13 protein-coding genes, 1 tRNA gene and 2 pseudogenes are annotated in these 15411 nt (G+C 71.7%); 6 read left to right on the top strand and 10 right to left on the bottom strand.

Translation table 11 applies throughout. The features are described 5' to 3' along the window. Nucleotides 1-480: 480 nt before the first annotated feature. The 4 genes and pseudogenes from ACFYX0_RS18600 to ACFYX0_RS18585 all read right to left on the bottom strand — a co-directional run. A tRNA-Leu gene (locus ACFYX0_RS18600) sits at nucleotides 481-565 on the bottom strand. Between the two features lie 221 nt (nucleotides 566-786). Beyond that, complete coding sequence (locus ACFYX0_RS18595; protein WP_388971437.1) at nucleotides 787-2328, bottom strand: aldehyde dehydrogenase family protein; 1542 nt, start codon at nucleotides 2326-2328, stop codon at nucleotides 787-789. A 192-nt stretch (nucleotides 2329-2520) separates the two neighbouring features. After that, nucleotides 2521-3441, bottom strand: coding sequence for a succinate--CoA ligase subunit alpha (gene sucD, locus ACFYX0_RS18590; RefSeq protein WP_388971435.1), 921 nt, complete (start codon nucleotides 3439-3441; stop codon nucleotides 2521-2523). Between the two features lie 11 nt (nucleotides 3442-3452). Next, nucleotides 3453-4025: pseudogene (locus tag ACFYX0_RS18585) on the bottom strand (succinate--CoA ligase subunit beta); the annotation flags it as partial. A gap of 167 nt (nucleotides 4026-4192) precedes the next feature. On the opposite strand from ACFYX0_RS18585, the pseudogene ACFYX0_RS18580 reads away from it, so the two are divergent. After that, a pseudogene (locus ACFYX0_RS18580) lies at nucleotides 4193-5136 on the top strand (IS200/IS605 family accessory protein TnpB-related protein); the annotation flags it as partial. A 171-nt stretch (nucleotides 5137-5307) separates the two neighbouring features. On the opposite strand, the gene ACFYX0_RS18575 reads toward ACFYX0_RS18580, so the two are convergent. The 4 genes from ACFYX0_RS18575 to ACFYX0_RS18560 all read right to left on the bottom strand — a co-directional run bounded on the left by ACFYX0_RS18575 (nucleotide 5308) and on the right by ACFYX0_RS18560 (nucleotide 8732). Beyond that, nucleotides 5308-5985 (bottom strand): GntR family transcriptional regulator, encoded by a 678-nt coding sequence (locus tag ACFYX0_RS18575; RefSeq protein WP_388971433.1) that lies wholly within the window; start codon nucleotides 5983-5985, stop codon nucleotides 5308-5310. Between the two features lie 198 nt (nucleotides 5986-6183). After that, on the bottom strand, nucleotides 6184-7131 hold the full coding sequence (locus ACFYX0_RS18570; RefSeq protein ID WP_388971431.1) for a beta-ketoacyl-ACP synthase III: 948 nt from the start codon (nucleotides 7129-7131) through the stop codon (nucleotides 6184-6186). A gap of 172 nt (nucleotides 7132-7303) precedes the next feature. Continuing rightward, complete coding sequence (locus ACFYX0_RS18565; RefSeq protein WP_388971429.1) at nucleotides 7304-7432, bottom strand: hypothetical protein; 129 nt, start codon at nucleotides 7430-7432, stop codon at nucleotides 7304-7306. Further along, nucleotides 7407-8732 (bottom strand): OFA family MFS transporter, encoded by a 1326-nt coding sequence (locus ACFYX0_RS18560; protein ID WP_388971427.1) that lies wholly within the window; start codon nucleotides 8730-8732, stop codon nucleotides 7407-7409. The genes ACFYX0_RS18565 and ACFYX0_RS18560 overlap by 26 nt, the downstream gene beginning before the upstream one ends. A 148-nt stretch (nucleotides 8733-8880) precedes the next feature. Here ACFYX0_RS18560 and ACFYX0_RS18555 point away from each other — a divergent pair, with 148 nt between their 5' ends. The 4 genes from ACFYX0_RS18555 (at nucleotide 8881) to ACFYX0_RS18540 (ending at nucleotide 13288) form a co-directional block, all read left to right on the top strand. Beyond that, nucleotides 8881-10971, top strand: a complete 2091-nt coding sequence (locus ACFYX0_RS18555; RefSeq protein WP_388971447.1) for an NADH-ubiquinone oxidoreductase-F iron-sulfur binding region domain-containing protein — start codon at nucleotides 8881-8883, stop codon at nucleotides 10969-10971. Continuing rightward, on the top strand, nucleotides 10968-11828 hold the full coding sequence (locus ACFYX0_RS18550) for a 2Fe-2S iron-sulfur cluster-binding protein (protein ID WP_388971424.1): 861 nt from the start codon (nucleotides 10968-10970) through the stop codon (nucleotides 11826-11828). Before ACFYX0_RS18555 ends, ACFYX0_RS18550 begins: the two co-directional genes overlap by 4 nt. Nucleotides 11829-11835: 7 nt before the next feature. Further along, nucleotides 11836-12684: a formate dehydrogenase accessory sulfurtransferase FdhD gene (gene fdhD, locus ACFYX0_RS18545; RefSeq protein ID WP_355911955.1), complete on the top strand. Its 849-nt coding sequence runs from the start codon at nucleotides 11836-11838 to the stop codon at nucleotides 12682-12684. 265 nt (nucleotides 12685-12949) lie between these two features. After that, the gene (locus ACFYX0_RS18540; RefSeq protein ID WP_388971422.1) at nucleotides 12950-13288 is read left to right on the top strand and encodes an SDR family oxidoreductase; all 339 of its coding nucleotides are present in this window, start codon (nucleotides 12950-12952) and stop codon (nucleotides 13286-13288) included. A 35-nt stretch (nucleotides 13289-13323) separates the two neighbouring features. Here ACFYX0_RS18540 and ACFYX0_RS18535 read toward each other — a convergent pair whose 3' ends face one another. Then, entirely contained in the window at nucleotides 13324-13851 is a 528-nt protein-coding gene (locus ACFYX0_RS18535; protein ID WP_388971420.1) for an isochorismatase family protein, read from the bottom strand. A gap of 19 nt (nucleotides 13852-13870) precedes the next feature. Further along, nucleotides 13871-14311 carry a MarR family winged helix-turn-helix transcriptional regulator gene (locus tag ACFYX0_RS18530; RefSeq protein ID WP_388971418.1) on the bottom strand — a complete coding sequence of 147 codons (441 nt, stop codon included), beginning with the start codon at nucleotides 14309-14311 and terminating at the stop codon, nucleotides 13871-13873. Between the two features lie 81 nt (nucleotides 14312-14392). On the opposite strand from ACFYX0_RS18530, the gene ACFYX0_RS18525 reads away from it, so the two are divergent. Further along, nucleotides 14393-15310 carry a zinc-binding alcohol dehydrogenase family protein gene (locus ACFYX0_RS18525; RefSeq protein ID WP_388971415.1) on the top strand — a complete coding sequence of 306 codons (918 nt, stop codon included), beginning with the start codon at nucleotides 14393-14395 and terminating at the stop codon, nucleotides 15308-15310. Nucleotides 15311-15411: the final 101 nt, after the last annotated feature.

Here is a 15411-nt window from a genome sequence, read left to right as displayed (position 1 = left end):
AGGCGAATCCGGCCGTGTCACTAGACTCCAGCCCGCTGACCTGCACCTTCACCTCGGAAGGGACTCCAGAACCCCTGAATTGCGCGGAACGCAGGCGAGACGATCCGGGCCGTGGTCACCGCGGTCGCGGGTGGCCGCGCGAAGTCACGGAGCCTGGCCAAGGCCCTGGCGAAACGGCCCGCGGTCCTGACCGACGGCCGGTCCCCGGCGCCCCGGGCCGTCGGTGATCTGCTCATCGAGCTCCGCAAAGCCGGCGCCTCGGCGGTCGTGCCCCCGGCCTGCGCCGAGTGCGGCAAGAAGCTGCGAACTCTCCAACGCAAGGGCCAGGACTGGTACTGCTCAATCTGCGGGCAGGAGACCGCCGAGTGCACTGCCTGCGGGAACGTCCGACGCGTCAGCTTCCGGGACCGCAAGGGCCTGCCGCGCTGTTCGATGTGTCCTGACACCGACGGCCGTGATCCCGTCTTAAAAGGAGAGGAGTGTCCGAGGGGGGACTTGAACCCCCACGCCCGATAAAGGGCACTAGCACCTCAAGCTAGCGCGTCTGCCATTCCGCCACCCGGACTAGGTGTCTGCCGCCTGACCGGGGGTCCTTCCCGCGGCGACAGGGACAACAATACCAAGGTTTCGGAGCGCCCTTCACCTGCGTATTCCCGGGGCACGGGCGGGCTCCGGCCGGTTCTCACCCTGTGCGACCGTGCGCTTGCATACTCACACAAGGCCAGGTCAGCAGGATGCCGAGGGGAACCGGGCGCCGGCACGGAAGGTGCGGCGCCCGGCCCTGCGTCATGGCATCAGCTGGTACTCCGGGAAGTTCCCCGGCAGCCGCTCCCCCGCCGGTCCCTGGGTCACCGCGCGGACGAGCAGGTCGCCGCCCACGAAGGCACCGCGCCAGGACGCGCCGAAGCCGCCGAACAGTTCGTCGCGGTCGCCCCGGGAGCGGGGTTTGCCGTGGCCCACCTTGAAGGCGCGGATCTGCGGGGCCAGGCGGTCGTAGGTCTCGCGGTCGTCCGTCGACAGCGTCGCGACCAGGGCTCCGTTCGACGCGTTCATCGCCGCCAGCAGCTCCGCCTCCGTGTCGACCAGGACGATCGTGTCGACCGGGCCGAACGGTTCCGCGTGGTGCAGCGGGGAGGACGGGGGCGGGTTGAGGAGGGTGACGGGGTGGACGTAGGCGGAGATGTCCTGGCCCGGCAGGAAGCGCGCGTCCGCCGCCCGGCCCCGGTGGAGGGGGATCGCACCGCGGTCGATCGCCTCGGCCACCTGGTCCGCCAGTTCCTTCGCCTTGGCCGCGTTGATCAGCGGACCGAAGTCCAGCTCCGGATACGGGTCGTCGCGCTTCTCCACGGCGAGGGGGTGCCCGAGCCGGACGCGGCGGACCGCCGGGAGGTACGCGGCCAGGAACTCGTCGAACAGGGAGCGCTGGACGACGAAGCGCGGGTAGGCCGTGCAGCGCTGTTTGCCATAGTCGAAGAGCTTGGGGACGACCGCGGTGAGCGACTCCCAGTCCGAGTAGTCCCAGATGCCCCAGGTGTTCAGGCCCTCCTGTTCGAGGATGTGCCGTTTACCCAGGTCGGCGACCGCGGTGGCGACCGCGGCGCCGGTGTCCCGGCCGCCGACGAAGGAGACACAGCCGATCTCGGGGGCCCGTACGAGCGCCTCCGACAGTTCGCCTCCGCTGCCGCTGACGAGGGTGACGGGGATGCCCTCACGCGCGGCGAGCGCGCAGGCCAGGGTGAGGCAGGCGACGCCGCCGTCGGTCGGGGTCTTGGCGATGACCGCGTTGCCCGCCAGAGCCTGGACCAGCAGGGCGTGGACCAGCACGCTCATCGGGTAGTTCCAGCTCGCGATGTTCGACACCGGGCCGTCCAGCGGGGACCGGTCGCCGATCATCGGTTCGATTCCGTCGACGTACCAGCGCACGCCGTCGATGGCCCGGTCCACGTCGGCCTGCGCGAGCCGCCAGGGTTTGCCGATCTCCCAGACGAGGAGCAGGGCCAGCAGTTCGCGGTGTTCCGTGAGGGCGTCCAGGGTCGCGGCGACCCGGGCGCGGCGTTCGGGCAGGGGCAGCCGGCGCCAGGCGCGGTGCTGGTCCAGTGCGGCGCGCACGGCTCGGTGGGCGCTGTCGCGGTCCAGCCGCGGCGGGCCCGCGATGGGGCTGCCGTCGACCGGGCTGGTGGCGGGCAGTGCCCGGCCGTCCGCCTGCCAGGAGGAGTCCCAGAGGTTCAGGACACGGTCGTCCCGGAAGGCCTCGGGGGCGACGGCGAGGCAGCGCTGCCAGGCGTCGGACCAGGAGGTACCGGATTTGAGGGTGAGGGTGGGTGCCATTCGATTGCTCCGCTCTCGGTGCACAGTCGGGGGCGGGTCGTGCATGGCTCGTCTCGTGTCACACGTACACGATGAGGATGTCGGTGTATCCCTGTATGCGAGTCCGTGCGGACAAGGCTGTATGACCATGTCCGTACGGGTCGGTGAGTACGACGCTAGCGAGGCGCCGCGACGCCTGTAAGTGACCTCGCCTCAACTATGAGTGACGTCACGCTCGGCTTCCAGCAGGGTGAGCACCAGGCGCGCCGTCTCGGTGGGGGTGTCGCCCACCTTCACCCCTACCCCTTCCAGTGCCTCCTTCTTCGCCTGCGCGGTGCCCGAGGAGCCGGAGACGATGGCACCCGCGTGGCCCATCGTTCTGCCCTCCGGCGCGGTGAAGCCCGCGACATAGCCGACGACCGGCTTGGTGACGTGATCGCGGATGTAGGCGGCGGCCCGCTCCTCGGCGTCGCCGCCGATCTCGCCGATCATCACGATCAGTTCCGTGTCGGGGTCGGCCTCGAAGGCGGTCAGGCAGTCGATGTGGGTGGTGCCGACGACGGGGTCGCCGCCGATGCCGACGCAGGTCGAGAAGCCGATGTCCCGGAGTTCGTACATGAGCTGGTAGGTGAGCGTGCCGGACTTCGACACGAGGCCGATACGGCCGGGCCCCGCGATGTCCGCGGGGATGATGCCGGCGTTGGACTGGCCGGGGCTGATCAGACCGGGGCAGTTGGGGCCGATGATCCGGGTGCCCCTGCGCCGGGCGTACGAGGTGAAGGCCACGGAGTCATGGACGGGGATGCCCTCGGTGATGACCACCGCGAGGCCGATGCCCGCGTCGGCGGCCTCCATGACCGCGGCTTTCGCGAAGGCGGGAGGCACGAAGACGACGCTCACATCGGCGCCGGTCGCCTCCCTGCCCTCGTGGACCGAGCCGAAGACGGGGATCCCCGCCAGGTCGCTCACGCGCCCGGGGATCCCGAAGTCGACCGTGCGGCCCGCCTTGCGCGGGTTGACGCCGCCGACGACGTTCGTGCCGGCCGCGAGCATGCGGCGGGTGTGTTTCATGCCTTCGCCCCCGGTCATGCCCTGGACGAGGACCTTGCTCTCCTTGGTGAGATAAACGGCCATGTCGGGCTCCTTCAGCCGGCGGTGGCGAGTTCGGCGGCCCGGCGCGCGGCGCCGTCCATGGTGGCGGACTGCCGGGCCAGCGGATGGGCGTACTCGGCGAGGATCGCCCGGCCGCGGGCGGCGTTGTTGCCGTCCAGTCGGACGACGAGCGGCCTGGTCAGGGGGACCGCGTCCAGGGCCCGCACGATGCCGTCGGCGACCGCGTCGCAGGCGGTGATCCCGCCGAAGACATTGACGAGAACGGACCTGACGGCCGGGTCGGACAGGATGGCGGAGAGGCCGTCGGCCATGACCCGGGCGGAGGCACCGGCGCCGATGTCGAGGAAGTTGGCGGGGCGGGCACCGCTGCGCGCGACCACGTCGAGGGTCGACATCACCAGTCCCGCGCCGTTGCCGATGACACCGACCTCGCCGTCGAGTCTGACGTAGTGCAGGCCCCTGGCGGCGGCCGCCGCCTCCAGCGGGTCGTCGTGCGCGGAGTCCTCGTCGCCCCAACGGATGTGCCGGAAGCGGGCGTTGTCGTTCAGGGTGACCTTGCCGTCGAGGGCGACGACGGCACCCTGTGCCGTTCGCACCAGGGGGTTGTGAGCTGCTGCCGTGGGACAGCGCACAAGTGTGTTCTGGCGTGCATGGGCGGGTGTCCGGGCTGCGGCGGGCGTGCGGGGAACGGGAGTTCCCTGATCGAATGGGTGACCTTTGCGGGTGGTGGTCGTTGGGTTTGGTGACGGGGTTGGAGGGGAGGGTGGTCGCGGTGAGTGGGCTGCGGGAGGTGGTGGCTCCGTTCGTGGTGCCCGGCCCGTCCGGGGTGGCGGTCCGTGACCGGCTCAAGCAGCTGACCGCCGACGACGAGCAGGTACTGCGGCTGGTCGGTGACCATCTCGGCTCGCTCGCCTCCCGCGATGTGAAGGCACGATGTGCGGCCGGGCCGGACTATGACAGTGATGTGTGGGCGGAGCGCAAGCGGGTGCTGACCGGGCAGTCGTCGTCCCGGTGGGCGGGGTCGATCACGAAGGCCACCCACGACCAGTGGGCACTGGCCCGGCGCGCCCAGCTCGCGCACGTGCAGGCCCTGGAGGCGGGGGTGCGCACGGTCGCACACCGTCTGTCTCTCCCGCTGGGGGAGAAGGGCAGCAAAAAGTCGCAGGGCGGCTACCGCTCGCGGCGGGAGTGGCATGCCAAGTCCCGCCGCCTGCACATCCTCCAGGACCGGCTTGAGGCGGTGCGGGCCGACTGGCAGGCCAGCATCGTGCACGTGGTGCGCGGCAGCAAGCGCCTGCTGACCAGCCGCCACCACCTTCAGGCGGCCCAGCTCACCCAGGCCAAGTGGCGGGCCCACTGGCAGGCCGGGCGCCGGTTCCTCCGGGCCGACGGCGAGTCGGGCAAGCGGTACGGCAACGAGACCATCCGCATCACCCCCGACGGTGAGGTCAGCATCAAACTCCCGCCCCGCCGGCGCATCGGGCGAACGCCCCGCACGGACGGTATGTCCTCGCCGCGCGGGTGGTGTTCGCGCACCGGGGCGAGCAGTGGCGCGACCGCGCCGCAGCGAATCGGGCCGTCACCTGCCGAATCCACAAGGACGTGCAGCGCGGCCGCTGGTATGTCACCGCTTCCTGGGCGATCCCCCCGGCCGCCGTCGTGCCCCTTGCGGCGGACCGCGTGAACGGGATGGTCGGTGTCGACACCAATCTCGATGGTGGCGGCCGCGATCGCCCTGCTGCTGCGGCAGGCGACGCCGGCGCCGGAACCGCGCACCACCGCTTGACCCGCCTGCCGACCTACCGGCCGGCCCGGCCCTCGTAGGTGCTGTGGTGGCCTTCCCGCGTCCGGGAAGGCCACCGCTGTATCGGTCGCTACCGGTCGGGCTCAGGACTCCGCCCGGGCGTGGTACGACCGGCGGGTGTGCTCGGTGTGTTCGCGCATCAGTTGGGTGGCCCGCTGCTCGTCGCGGTCGGCGATCGCGGAGATCAGCTCCCGGTGCTCGGTCCAGGACTGCTGTCCCCGCTGCCGGGCGACCGGTGTGTAGTACCAGCGCACCCGCCGGTCGACCTGCCCGGCCAGCTCCGCGAGGACCGCGTTGCCCGCGAGCTCCATCACCTTCGCGTGGAATCGGGCGTTGAGCGCGACCGCCCCGTCCACGTCGTCCTCGGCGACGGCATGCTCTCCCTGGGCGCACAGCTCCTCCAGGGCCGCGATGCCCGCACTGCCCGTGTGTGCGGCGGCGAGCCGGGCGGCCTCGGCCTCCAGCAGCGTACGCACCGTGAGGAGCTGGTCGGCCTCCTCCTCCGTCGGTTCGTGCACGAACGCGCCCTGGGCGGGGCGCAGATCGACCCAGCCCTCGGTGTTCAGCCGCTGCAGTGCCTCGCGCACCGGCTGCCGGGAGACGCCGAGATGCCCGGCGAGTTCGCTCTCGACGAGGTGCTGACCGGGCTGGAGGGCGCGGGTGGTGATGAGTTCGAGCAGCGCCTCGTACACACGGTCGCGCAGTGGACCGGGGCGCTCCAGCCTGGGCACCGCTCCCTGCGGCAGTCCTGTCGACAACATCGCGGTCCCCCTCCAGGGCAACGACGGCGCGGTAGCCGGGAAAGCCAGTATGGATTGTCTTTCGTCTACAGTCTACGGCGCGCAGGGAGCGTGACAGGGGGCGAATCGGTCCTTGTCGTACGACGGCCGCGGCGCGACGCATCGCCCCGCGGGACGGGCCTGGACACGCGGCAACGGGTCACCGAGACCCGGGACCGCTCACGGACACAGGACGACCTGGCCCGCGTACGACAGGTTTCCGCCGAAGCCGAAGAGGAGCACCCGGTCCCCCGAGGAGATCTCCCCGCGTTCCACGAGCTTGGACAGGGCGAGCGGAATGCTGGCCGCCGAGGTGTTGCCGGACTCGGAGACATCGCGGGCGACGACCGCGTTGACCGCGCCGAGCTTCTCGGCGAGCGGCTCGATGATGCGCAGGTTCGCCTGGTGCAGCACGACCGCGGCGAGGTCCTCGGGAGCGGTGCCGGCCCGTTCGCAGACCTGCCGGGCGATGGGCGGCAGCTGGGTGGTGGCCCAGCGGTACACGCTCTGCCCCTCCTGCGCGAACCGCGGCGGCGTGCCCTCGATGCGCACCGCGTGCCCCATGCCGGGCACCGAACCCCACAGCACCGGCCCGATCCCGGTATCGGCGCCCGGGGGGCACGCCTCGACCACGGCGGCTCCGGCGCCGTCCCCGACCAGCACACAGGTCGTACGGTCGGTCCAGTCCGTCACGGCGGACATCTTGTCGGCGCCGATGACGAGCGCCCGGGTGGCCGCGCCCGCGCGCACGGTGTGGTCGGCGGTGGCGAGGGCGTGGGTGAAGCCCGCGCAGACGACGTTGATGTCCATCGCGGCCGGCTGCGGGATGCCGAGGCGTGCGGCGACACGGGCGGCCATGTTCGGCGAGCGGTCGACGGCGGTGGAGGTGGCGACCAGCACCAGGTCGATGTCGCCGGGGGCCAGCCCCGCCGCCGCGAGCGCCTTGGCGGCGGCGTGCGCGGCCAGCTCGTCGACGGGCTCGCCGGGGCCCGCGATGTGGCGTGTGCGGATGCCCACCCGTGATCTGATCCACTCGTCGCTGGTGTCGACCATGCCCGCCAGGTCCTCGTTGGTGAGCACCTTGGCGGGCTGGTAGTGGCCGACGGCGGCGATGCGTGAGCCGTGCATGGGTGGGTCCCCTCCGTTGCCGTGGGTAGCGGGATCCACCAGTCTGATCAGTGACTCACGGGTACGACGGCAGGTGAAGCGACAGGAATGGCGCGTCCGTGTTGTCGGCTTCCCGCAGACCCTCGGACGGCCGAGCATCCACGGCACGGCCGCCCGGGGCTCCTCCACCGGCTCACCCGGTGAACAGTTGCTTCGCCTTCAGGACCAGCTCGTACAGGCCGTAGCACAGGGGTGCCCCCACCCACAGCCAGGCGAGGACGGTCAGGATCCGCCGCTCAGGCGGGCTGCTCTCGCCGGCCATCGGCGGCCTCCTTCGGTACGGAGAGGTGGTGGCGGGGGTGGACGGGCCGGACCAGCTCGTTGGCGATGAACCCGATCACGAGCAGACCGATCATGATCATGAAAGACAGGCCGTAGAGATCCGGGCCGTGCTTCCCGGCCGCCTTCTGGTGGTCCGCGATCCAGTTCACGATCAGCGGCCCGAGGACTCCCGCGGTCGACCAGGCGGTGAGCAGCCGGCCGTGGATCGCCCCCACCTGGTAGGGCCCGAAGAGGTCCTTCAGATAGGCGGGGACGGTCGCGAAGCCGCCGCCGTAGAAGGAGAGGATCACCAGCGCGCAGAGGACGAACAAGGGCTTGGACGAGTCGCCGAAGGACGCGATGAGCAGGTACATCAGCGCGCCGACGCCCAGGTAGACGCGGTAGATGTTCTTGCGGCCGATCAGGTCGGAGGCCGAGGACCAGCCGATGCGGCCCGCCATGTTCGCCGCCGACAGCAGGGCCACGAAGCCCGCGGCCGCGGAGACCGACACGGGCGTCGAGGTGTCCGCGAAGAAGTCCGTGATCATGGGGGCGGCCTTCTCCAGGATGCCGATGCCGGCGGTCACGTTCATACAGAGGACGACCCACAGGCACCAGAACTGGGGGGTGCGCACGGCGCTCCGGGCGGAGACCTGCACCCCGTCGACGACGTTCGGCCCGTCCGCCACGGGCTGCTCGGTGCGCGGCACCCGCACCAGCAGGACGCCCAGCGACATGAAGACGACGTACGCGAGCCCGTGCACCAGGAAGGCGAGCGCGATCCCGGAGTGGTCGGATCCGAAGGACTGGAGCATCTGCGCCGACCAGGGCGAGGCGATGAGCGCGCCGCCGCCGAAGCCCATGATGGCGATGCCGGTGGCCATGCCGGGCCGGTCCGGGAACCACTTGATCAGCGTGGAGACCGGCGAGATGTAGCCGATGCCGAGGCCGATGCCGCCGACGAACCCGTAGCCGAGGACGATCAGCCAGTACTGCTCGCTCGCCGCACCGAGCGCGGAGATCAGAAAGCCGGAGGAGAAGCAGACGAGGGCCACGGTCATCGCCCAGCGGGGCCCCTTGCGTTCGACGAGGGTGCCGCCGAACGCGGCGGACAGGCCGAGCATGACGATGGCGAGCTGGAACGGCAGGGCGCTTTCGGTGCCGTTGAGGTGGAGCGCGGATTCCAAGGGCGGCTTGAACACGCTCCAGGCGTACGCCTGACCGATGGAGAGGTGGACGGACAGAGCGGCGGGCGGCACCAGCCAGCGGCTCCATCCCGGGGGTGCTACGGGAGGGCTCATGGGCTCGAACGGTAGGCAGTGGAAAGGGAGTTGAGAACCCGTCGCGTCGACCGTATGCGGTGAACGGTATGCGGGGTGCGGCGAACGGTCGGGGGCGGGCGGTGGGCGTGCGCGGACTCTTGCCGAGGCAAGCCCCGTACTGTAGGAGATCGAGCACACCGACGTCATCGTGATGTGGGGCTCCAACGCCCGCTTCGCGCACCCGATCTTCTTCCAGCACGTGCTGAAGGGGATCAGGAACGGCGCCCGGATGTACGCGGTCGACCCGCGCCGCACCACGACCGCCGAGTGGGCGGAGAGCTGGCTCGGGCTGAACGTCGGCACCGACATCCCGATGGCGCACGCGATCGGCCGCGAGATCACCCACGCGGGGCTGGTCAACGACGCGTTCGTCGAGCGGGCGACCTCCGGCTTCGAGGAGTACCGCGCGCTGGTCGAGCCGTGGACGCTGTCGCTCGCCGAGAAGGTGACGGGCGTACCGGCCCGCGCCATTCGCGAGCTGGCGCACGCCTACGCCCGCGCCGAGCGCGCCCAGCTGTGCTGGACCCTCGGCATCACCGAGCACCACAACGGCACCGACAACGTCCGCGCGCTGATCAACCTGTCCCTGCTGACCGGACATGTCGGCCGCTACGGCTCGGGCCTGCAGCCCCTGCGCGGCCAGAACAACGTGCAGGGCGGCGGCGACATGGGCACCATCCCCATGTTCTCGGTCTCGCCCCGGCCCGCGACCGTGCTCCACGTCTGCACCGACCTCGCCTGCACGGCCGCCGGGGCGGACGCGCTGTGCGCGGGGATCGAGGCCCGGCTCGGGCCGGGCAGCGGTGCCGGCGTCGAGCGGAGCGCGTGTCTCGGCCTGTGCGAGCACGCTCCGGCGGCGCTCGCGATCAGGGCCGGCGATCCGGTCCGTACGGCGGTGTCGGCGCCGGCGACGGTGGAGGCCGCGGTGCTCGCCGCGAGCGCCCCCGACTCGGCGCCCGAAGAACCTCCGGCGCAGCGGGCGGTTCCGCAGGCCGGCGACCCCTCGCTGGTCCTGCTGCGCCGGGTCGGCGTCGTCGACCCGGCCTCGCTGGACGACTACCGCGCCCACGGCGGCTACACGGCCCTGCGCCGGGCCTTCGCGCTGGGCCCGACTGGGGTGATCCGCGAGGTGAGCGACTCGGGTCTGGTCGGGCGCGGCGGCGCCGCCTTCCCCACCGGCCGCAAGTGGCAGGCCACGGCGTCCCAGCCCGAGCGCCCGCATCATCTGGTGTGCAACGCCGACGAGTCCGAGCCGGGCACCTTCAAGGACCGCCTGATCATGGAGGGTGACCCGTACGCGCTGGTGGAGGCGATGACGATCGCGGGCTATGCGATCGGTGCGCACCGGGGCTGGATCTATCTGCGCGGCGAGTACCCGCGCGCGCTTCAGCGGCTGGAGCACGCGATCGCCCAGGCACGCGCACGGGGTCTGCTCGGCGACGACGTCCTCGGTCAGGGGTACGCCTTCGACATCGAGATCCGCCGGGGCGCGGGCGCGTACATCTGCGGTGAGGAGACCGCCCTGTTCAACTCCATCGAGGGCTACCGGGGCGAGCCGCGCAGCAAGCCGCCGTTCCCGGTGGAGAAGGGGCTGTTCGGCAGACCCACCGTCGAGAACAACGTGGAGACGCTGGTCAACGTCCTGCCGATCCTGACGCAGGGCGCGCAGGCCTACGCGGCGATCGGGACGGAGCACTCCACCGGCCCCAAGCTGTACTGCGTCTCGGGGAGCGTCGCGCGACCGGGCGTCTACGAGGTGCCCTTCGGCGTCACCCTCGGCGAGTTGCTGGCACTGGCCGGGGTTCGGCCGGGGCTGCGGGCCGTGCTGCTGGGCGGCGCGGCCGGCGGCTTCGTACGCCCCGACGAGACGGGCATCCCGCTCACCTTCGAAGGCACCCGCCGAGCCGGGACCACGCTCGGCTCGGGTGTCGTCATGGCGTTCGACGACACCGTGCCGCTCCCCCGGCTGCTGCTGCGGATCGCCGAGTTCTTCCGCGACGAGTCGTGCGGACAGTGCGTGCCCTGCCGGGTGGGGACCGTGCGGCAGCAGGAGGCGCTCCAGCGGATCGTGGAGCGTACGGGCGCGGCGGCCGCCGAGGACATCGCGCTGCTCAGGGAGGTGGGCCGGGCCCTGCGGGACGCCTCGATCTGCGGTCTCGGACAGACCGCGTGGAACGCCGTGGAATCCGCCGTCGACCGTCTGGGGGCCTACGAATGACCGCGATTCCGCTCGGAGTGCCGCGCCGGCTGGTCGAGTTCACCCTCGACGGGCAGACGGTCAGGGTGCGCGAGGGCTCGACGATCCTGGACGCCTGCCGGGATGCCGGGAAGGACGTCCCTACCCTGTGCCAGGGCGACACGCTCACCCCGAAGAACGCCTGCCGGGTGTGTGTCGTCGAGGTCGAGGGCGCGCGCACCCTCGTGCCGGCCTGCTCGCGCAGGGCGGAGCCCGGTATGGAGGTCGGGACCGACACCGAGCGCGTGCGGCACAGCCGCAGGCTGGTGCTGGAGCTCCTCGCGTCCTCGGTCGATCTGTCGACGACCCCGAGGGCCGCCGAGTGGCTGACGGAGTACGGCGCGGAGCCGGACCGCTTCGGCCCGGACGCGGCCCGGCTGGGCGAGCAGCCGCGGATCGACAACGAACTGTACGTGCGCGACTACGACAAGTGCATCCTGTGCTGCAAGTGCGTGGACGCCTGCGGCGAGCAGTGGCACAACACCTTCGCGATCGCCGTGTCCGGGCGCGGCTTCGACGCCCGTATCGCCGTCGAGCACGACGGTCCGCTGACCGGGTCGGCGTGTGTGTACTGCGGCAACTGCATCGAGGTGTGCCCCACCGGGGCGCTGTCCTTCAAGTCGGAGTTCGGCCGGCGCGCCGCGGGTACCTGGGACGAGTCGGCGCAGACGCGTACGACGACCGTGTGCGCGTACTGCGGTGTGGGCTGCAATCTCACCCTGCACGTGCAGGACAATGAGATCGTGAAGGTCACCTCCCCGCACGACAACCCGGTGACCCACGGCAACCTCTGCATCAAGGGCCGTTTCGGCTACCAGCACGTACAGAACCGGGGCTGATCAGAACATGGGACGAGTCACGGAACGACGCAAGGTGATCCGCATCCGGGACGGCGCGGTCTCCGCCCGCCCGGACACGCTCGTCGCGGAGGAGCCACTGGAGATCAGGCTCAACGGCAAACCGCTCGCGATCACCATGCGCACCCCGGGCGACGACTTCGCGCTCGCGGCCGGATTCCTGGTCAGCGAGGGGGTGCTCGGCGCGGCTGACGACGTGCGCAACATCGTCTACTGCGCCGGGGCGACCGTCGACGGATCGAACACCTACAACGTGGTGGACGTGCAGACCGCGCCAGGCGTGGTCATCCCCGACATCACCCTCGAACGCAATGTCTACACGACCTCGTCGTGCGGTCTGTGCGGCAAGGCGAGCCTGGACGCGGTCCGTACGACGGCTCGCTGGCCCATCGCCGACAACCCCCTGGTCCGGGTGGACCCGGAGCTGCTGGCGAGCCTCCCCGACCGGCTGCGGGCCGCCCAGCGGGTCTTCGACCGGACCGGGGGGTTGCACGCGGCGGCCCTGTTCACCGAGGAAGGGGAGCTGCTCGACATCCGGGAGGACGTGGGCCGGCACAACGCGGTCGACAAACTGGTCGGGCGCGCCCTGCAGAACGGGGACCTGCCCCTGTCCCGGACCCTGCTGCTGGTCTCCGGCCGGGCCTCCTTCGAGCTGGCGCAGAAGGCCGTGATGGCGGGCATCCCGGTGCTGGCGGCGGTCTCAGCGCCCTCGTCGCTGGCGGTCGACCTGGCCGCGGAGACGGGGCTGACGCTGGTGGGTTTTCTGCGGGGCAGCTCCATGAACGTGTACGCGGGCGAGGACCGCATCACCCTGCGGACCGCGGCCGCCCAGGGCTGAGACCGGCTCCCCGCGGCACGGTGGCGGGGCCCCGACCGGCGGGGCGCGCCCCCTGCGCCGCAGGGGCCCCGTCTCAGAGCTCCGAACAGAATGGGGCGCCCATTCTGTTCGGAGCTCTCAGCCCCGTTCCTGGGCGACCTGGGCGACCCGCGCGAACGCCGCGATCAGGGGTGAGCGGCGGCTCGCCTCCCAGGCGAGGAGGACCTTGTGGGGCGCGTACACGGCCGTCAAGCACGGGGCGCCCCGGATCCGCCAGGGCGGTTCCGTGGTGCTGACCACGGGGACCGCGGGGCGCAGGCCGCTGCCCGGCACGACCGTGGCCGCGAGCCTGTGCGGCGCGATGGAGTCGCTCACGCGGGCGCTGGCCCTGGAGCTCGCCCCGGTCCGGGTGAACGTGGTCTCCCCCGGTCTGGTCCGCACCGAACTGTGGCGGGAGATGACCGGGGAGGACCGGGACGCGCTCTTCGAGGGCGCCACCGCCTCGCTCCCGGTGGGGCGGGTGGGGACGCCGGAGGATGTCGCGGAGGCGTATCTGTATCTGATGCGCGGCGGCTACAGCACCGGCTCGATGGTGGTCGTGGACGGCGGCGGTCTGCTGGTCTGACGGCCGTGCCTGCGCGGGCGGCGGGGCCCGGCCGGTCACCCGGCGGCCAGGCGCACCTGCGAGGCCGTCACGACCGACCCCAGGCGCGGGAAGTCGAGCCGGACCGACGCCTCGTGCTCGGCGGTGGTGAACGCGGCCATGGCGTCCTCGGCGAAGACGAGGGCGTAGCCGAGGTCGGCGGCGGCGCGGGCGGTGGACTCCACCCCCAGGTTGGTGGCGATTCCGCCGAACACCAGGGTGGTGACGCCCCGTTCCCGCAGGTGCTCGTCGAGACGGGTGCCCTGGAAGCCGCCGATCGTCCCCTTCACCACCTCCAGGTCGCCGTCCCTGAGCAGGCCGTCCGCCAGTCCGCTGCCGGGCGGCTGTTCGGCGACCGAGGGACGTTCGACGCGGATGAGCACGACGAGGGCGCCGGCCGCGCGAAACGTCTGCGCCAACTCCTCGGCGGCGTACAGGACTTCGGTGCCCTTACGGGGCTCCAGGGGCAGCGCGACGATGCGGTCCATCAGATCGACGAGCACAAGCGCGGTGCGCGCGGGATCGAGCGTGAGAGGTGCGGTCATGACGGAACGTTAGCCGCCATCAGCCCTCCGTGCCCGAGATCCGGATCAGCAGATCCATGAAACGGTCGCGCTCGTCCGCCGAGAGCGGGGCGAGCAGGGTGTCGTTGGCCTGGTGAGCGGCCTTCTCGCAGCGGTCCAGGAGCCGTCCGCCGTCCGGGGTGAGCGACACGGCGTTCTTGCGCCGGTCCCTGGGATCCGGCGCGCGTACCACGAGCCCCGCGGACTGAAGGTCGTTGAGGATGCCGACCAGGTCCTTGGGGTCGAGACCGATACCGCGGCCGAGGTCGGCCTGGGCGACCGGGGCGAGGTCGCGGACGGCCGAGAGCACCACGTGGTGCCACATCTTCAGGCCTTCGGCGGCGAGCGCCTCGGCCACCAGGGCACGGCCGCGGGCGGCGGCGCGGCCGAGGAGCCAGCTCGGGAGGGAGCGGATCGCGGTGAGGGGAGGTTCGGCGGCCATGGCGGCAGCGTAGCGAAAAATCGTTGGGATCCCCAATGAAATGGGATACCGTTGGGGTCACCAACGACCCACGGAGGTGCGATGCGCCGCGTCCGCTATGAATCCACCCACGGCCCCCTGTTCGTCGAGGAGGCCCCGGTGCCCTCGGCGGGGTCTGGCGAACTCGTTGTGCGCTGCGAGGCCGTGGGGGTCACCCTGCCGGTCGTGCGCAAGGTCACCGAGGCCGCCGAGCCGATCCCGCTCGGCGGGGAGATCGCGGGCGAGGTGGTGGCGGCCGGCGACGGCGTCACCCGCTTCCGGGCCGGTGACCGCGTGACGGGACTGTGCTTCGGGCACGGGTACGCCGACTTCGCCGTGCTGCACGAGACCATGGTCTCCCCCGTACCGGACCACGCGACGGCTGTCGACGCCGTCGCCCTGGTCCGCAGCGGACTGGTCGCGCTCGGGGCGCTGACCGCGGCCCGCCCGAAGCCGGGCGAGTCGGCGCTGATCACGGGGGCCGCGAGCGGCGTCGGCCATCTCGCGGTCCAACTGGCCCGGACACGCGGCGCGTCCCGCGTCGTGGGCGCGGTGTCGGGCGCCGGAAAGGCGGAGTTCGTACGTTCGCTCGGCGCCGACCAAGTGGTCACCTACGACGCCCCCGACTGGGGAGAACCCGTCGACTACGCCCTGGACGCGGTCGGCGGCGCCCCGCTCACCCCGGCCCTGGACGCCGTGGCCCCGGGCGGACGGCTCGTGGTGTACAGCTCGGGCGGCGGCACCCTTCAGGCGTACGACCTGCTGCTGGGCGCGAAGACCGTGACCGGGTTCCAGATGGCGCGGATCGCCCGCGGGCGGCCGGAGTTGTACGAGCGGTGGCGGCGGGAGCTGTGGCGGCTGTTCGACGAGGGGGCGCTGCGACCTGTCGTCCACGGGGAGTTCCCGCTGGAGGAGGCGGCGAAGGCGCACGCGGTGATCGAGTCGCGCGAGAACCTCGGCAAGGTGGTGCTGCGCCCCTGACCGCCTCGACGGTTCCCCCGCCCCGGCCGGGGAACATGGGTCCTGCACGGTTCTTGTGGGGTCATTGAGACCCCAAGTACCGTCTGTGGCCCGCACGTTGG

Origin of the sequence: Streptomyces sp. NPDC002573 (genome assembly GCF_042889625.1) — a bacterium.
GTDB lineage: Bacteria > Actinomycetota > Actinomycetes > Streptomycetales > Streptomycetaceae > Streptomyces > Streptomyces gibsoniae.
The sequence above is the reverse complement of the archived record's forward strand: the minus strand, read 5'-3'. Positions and strand labels throughout refer to the sequence as shown.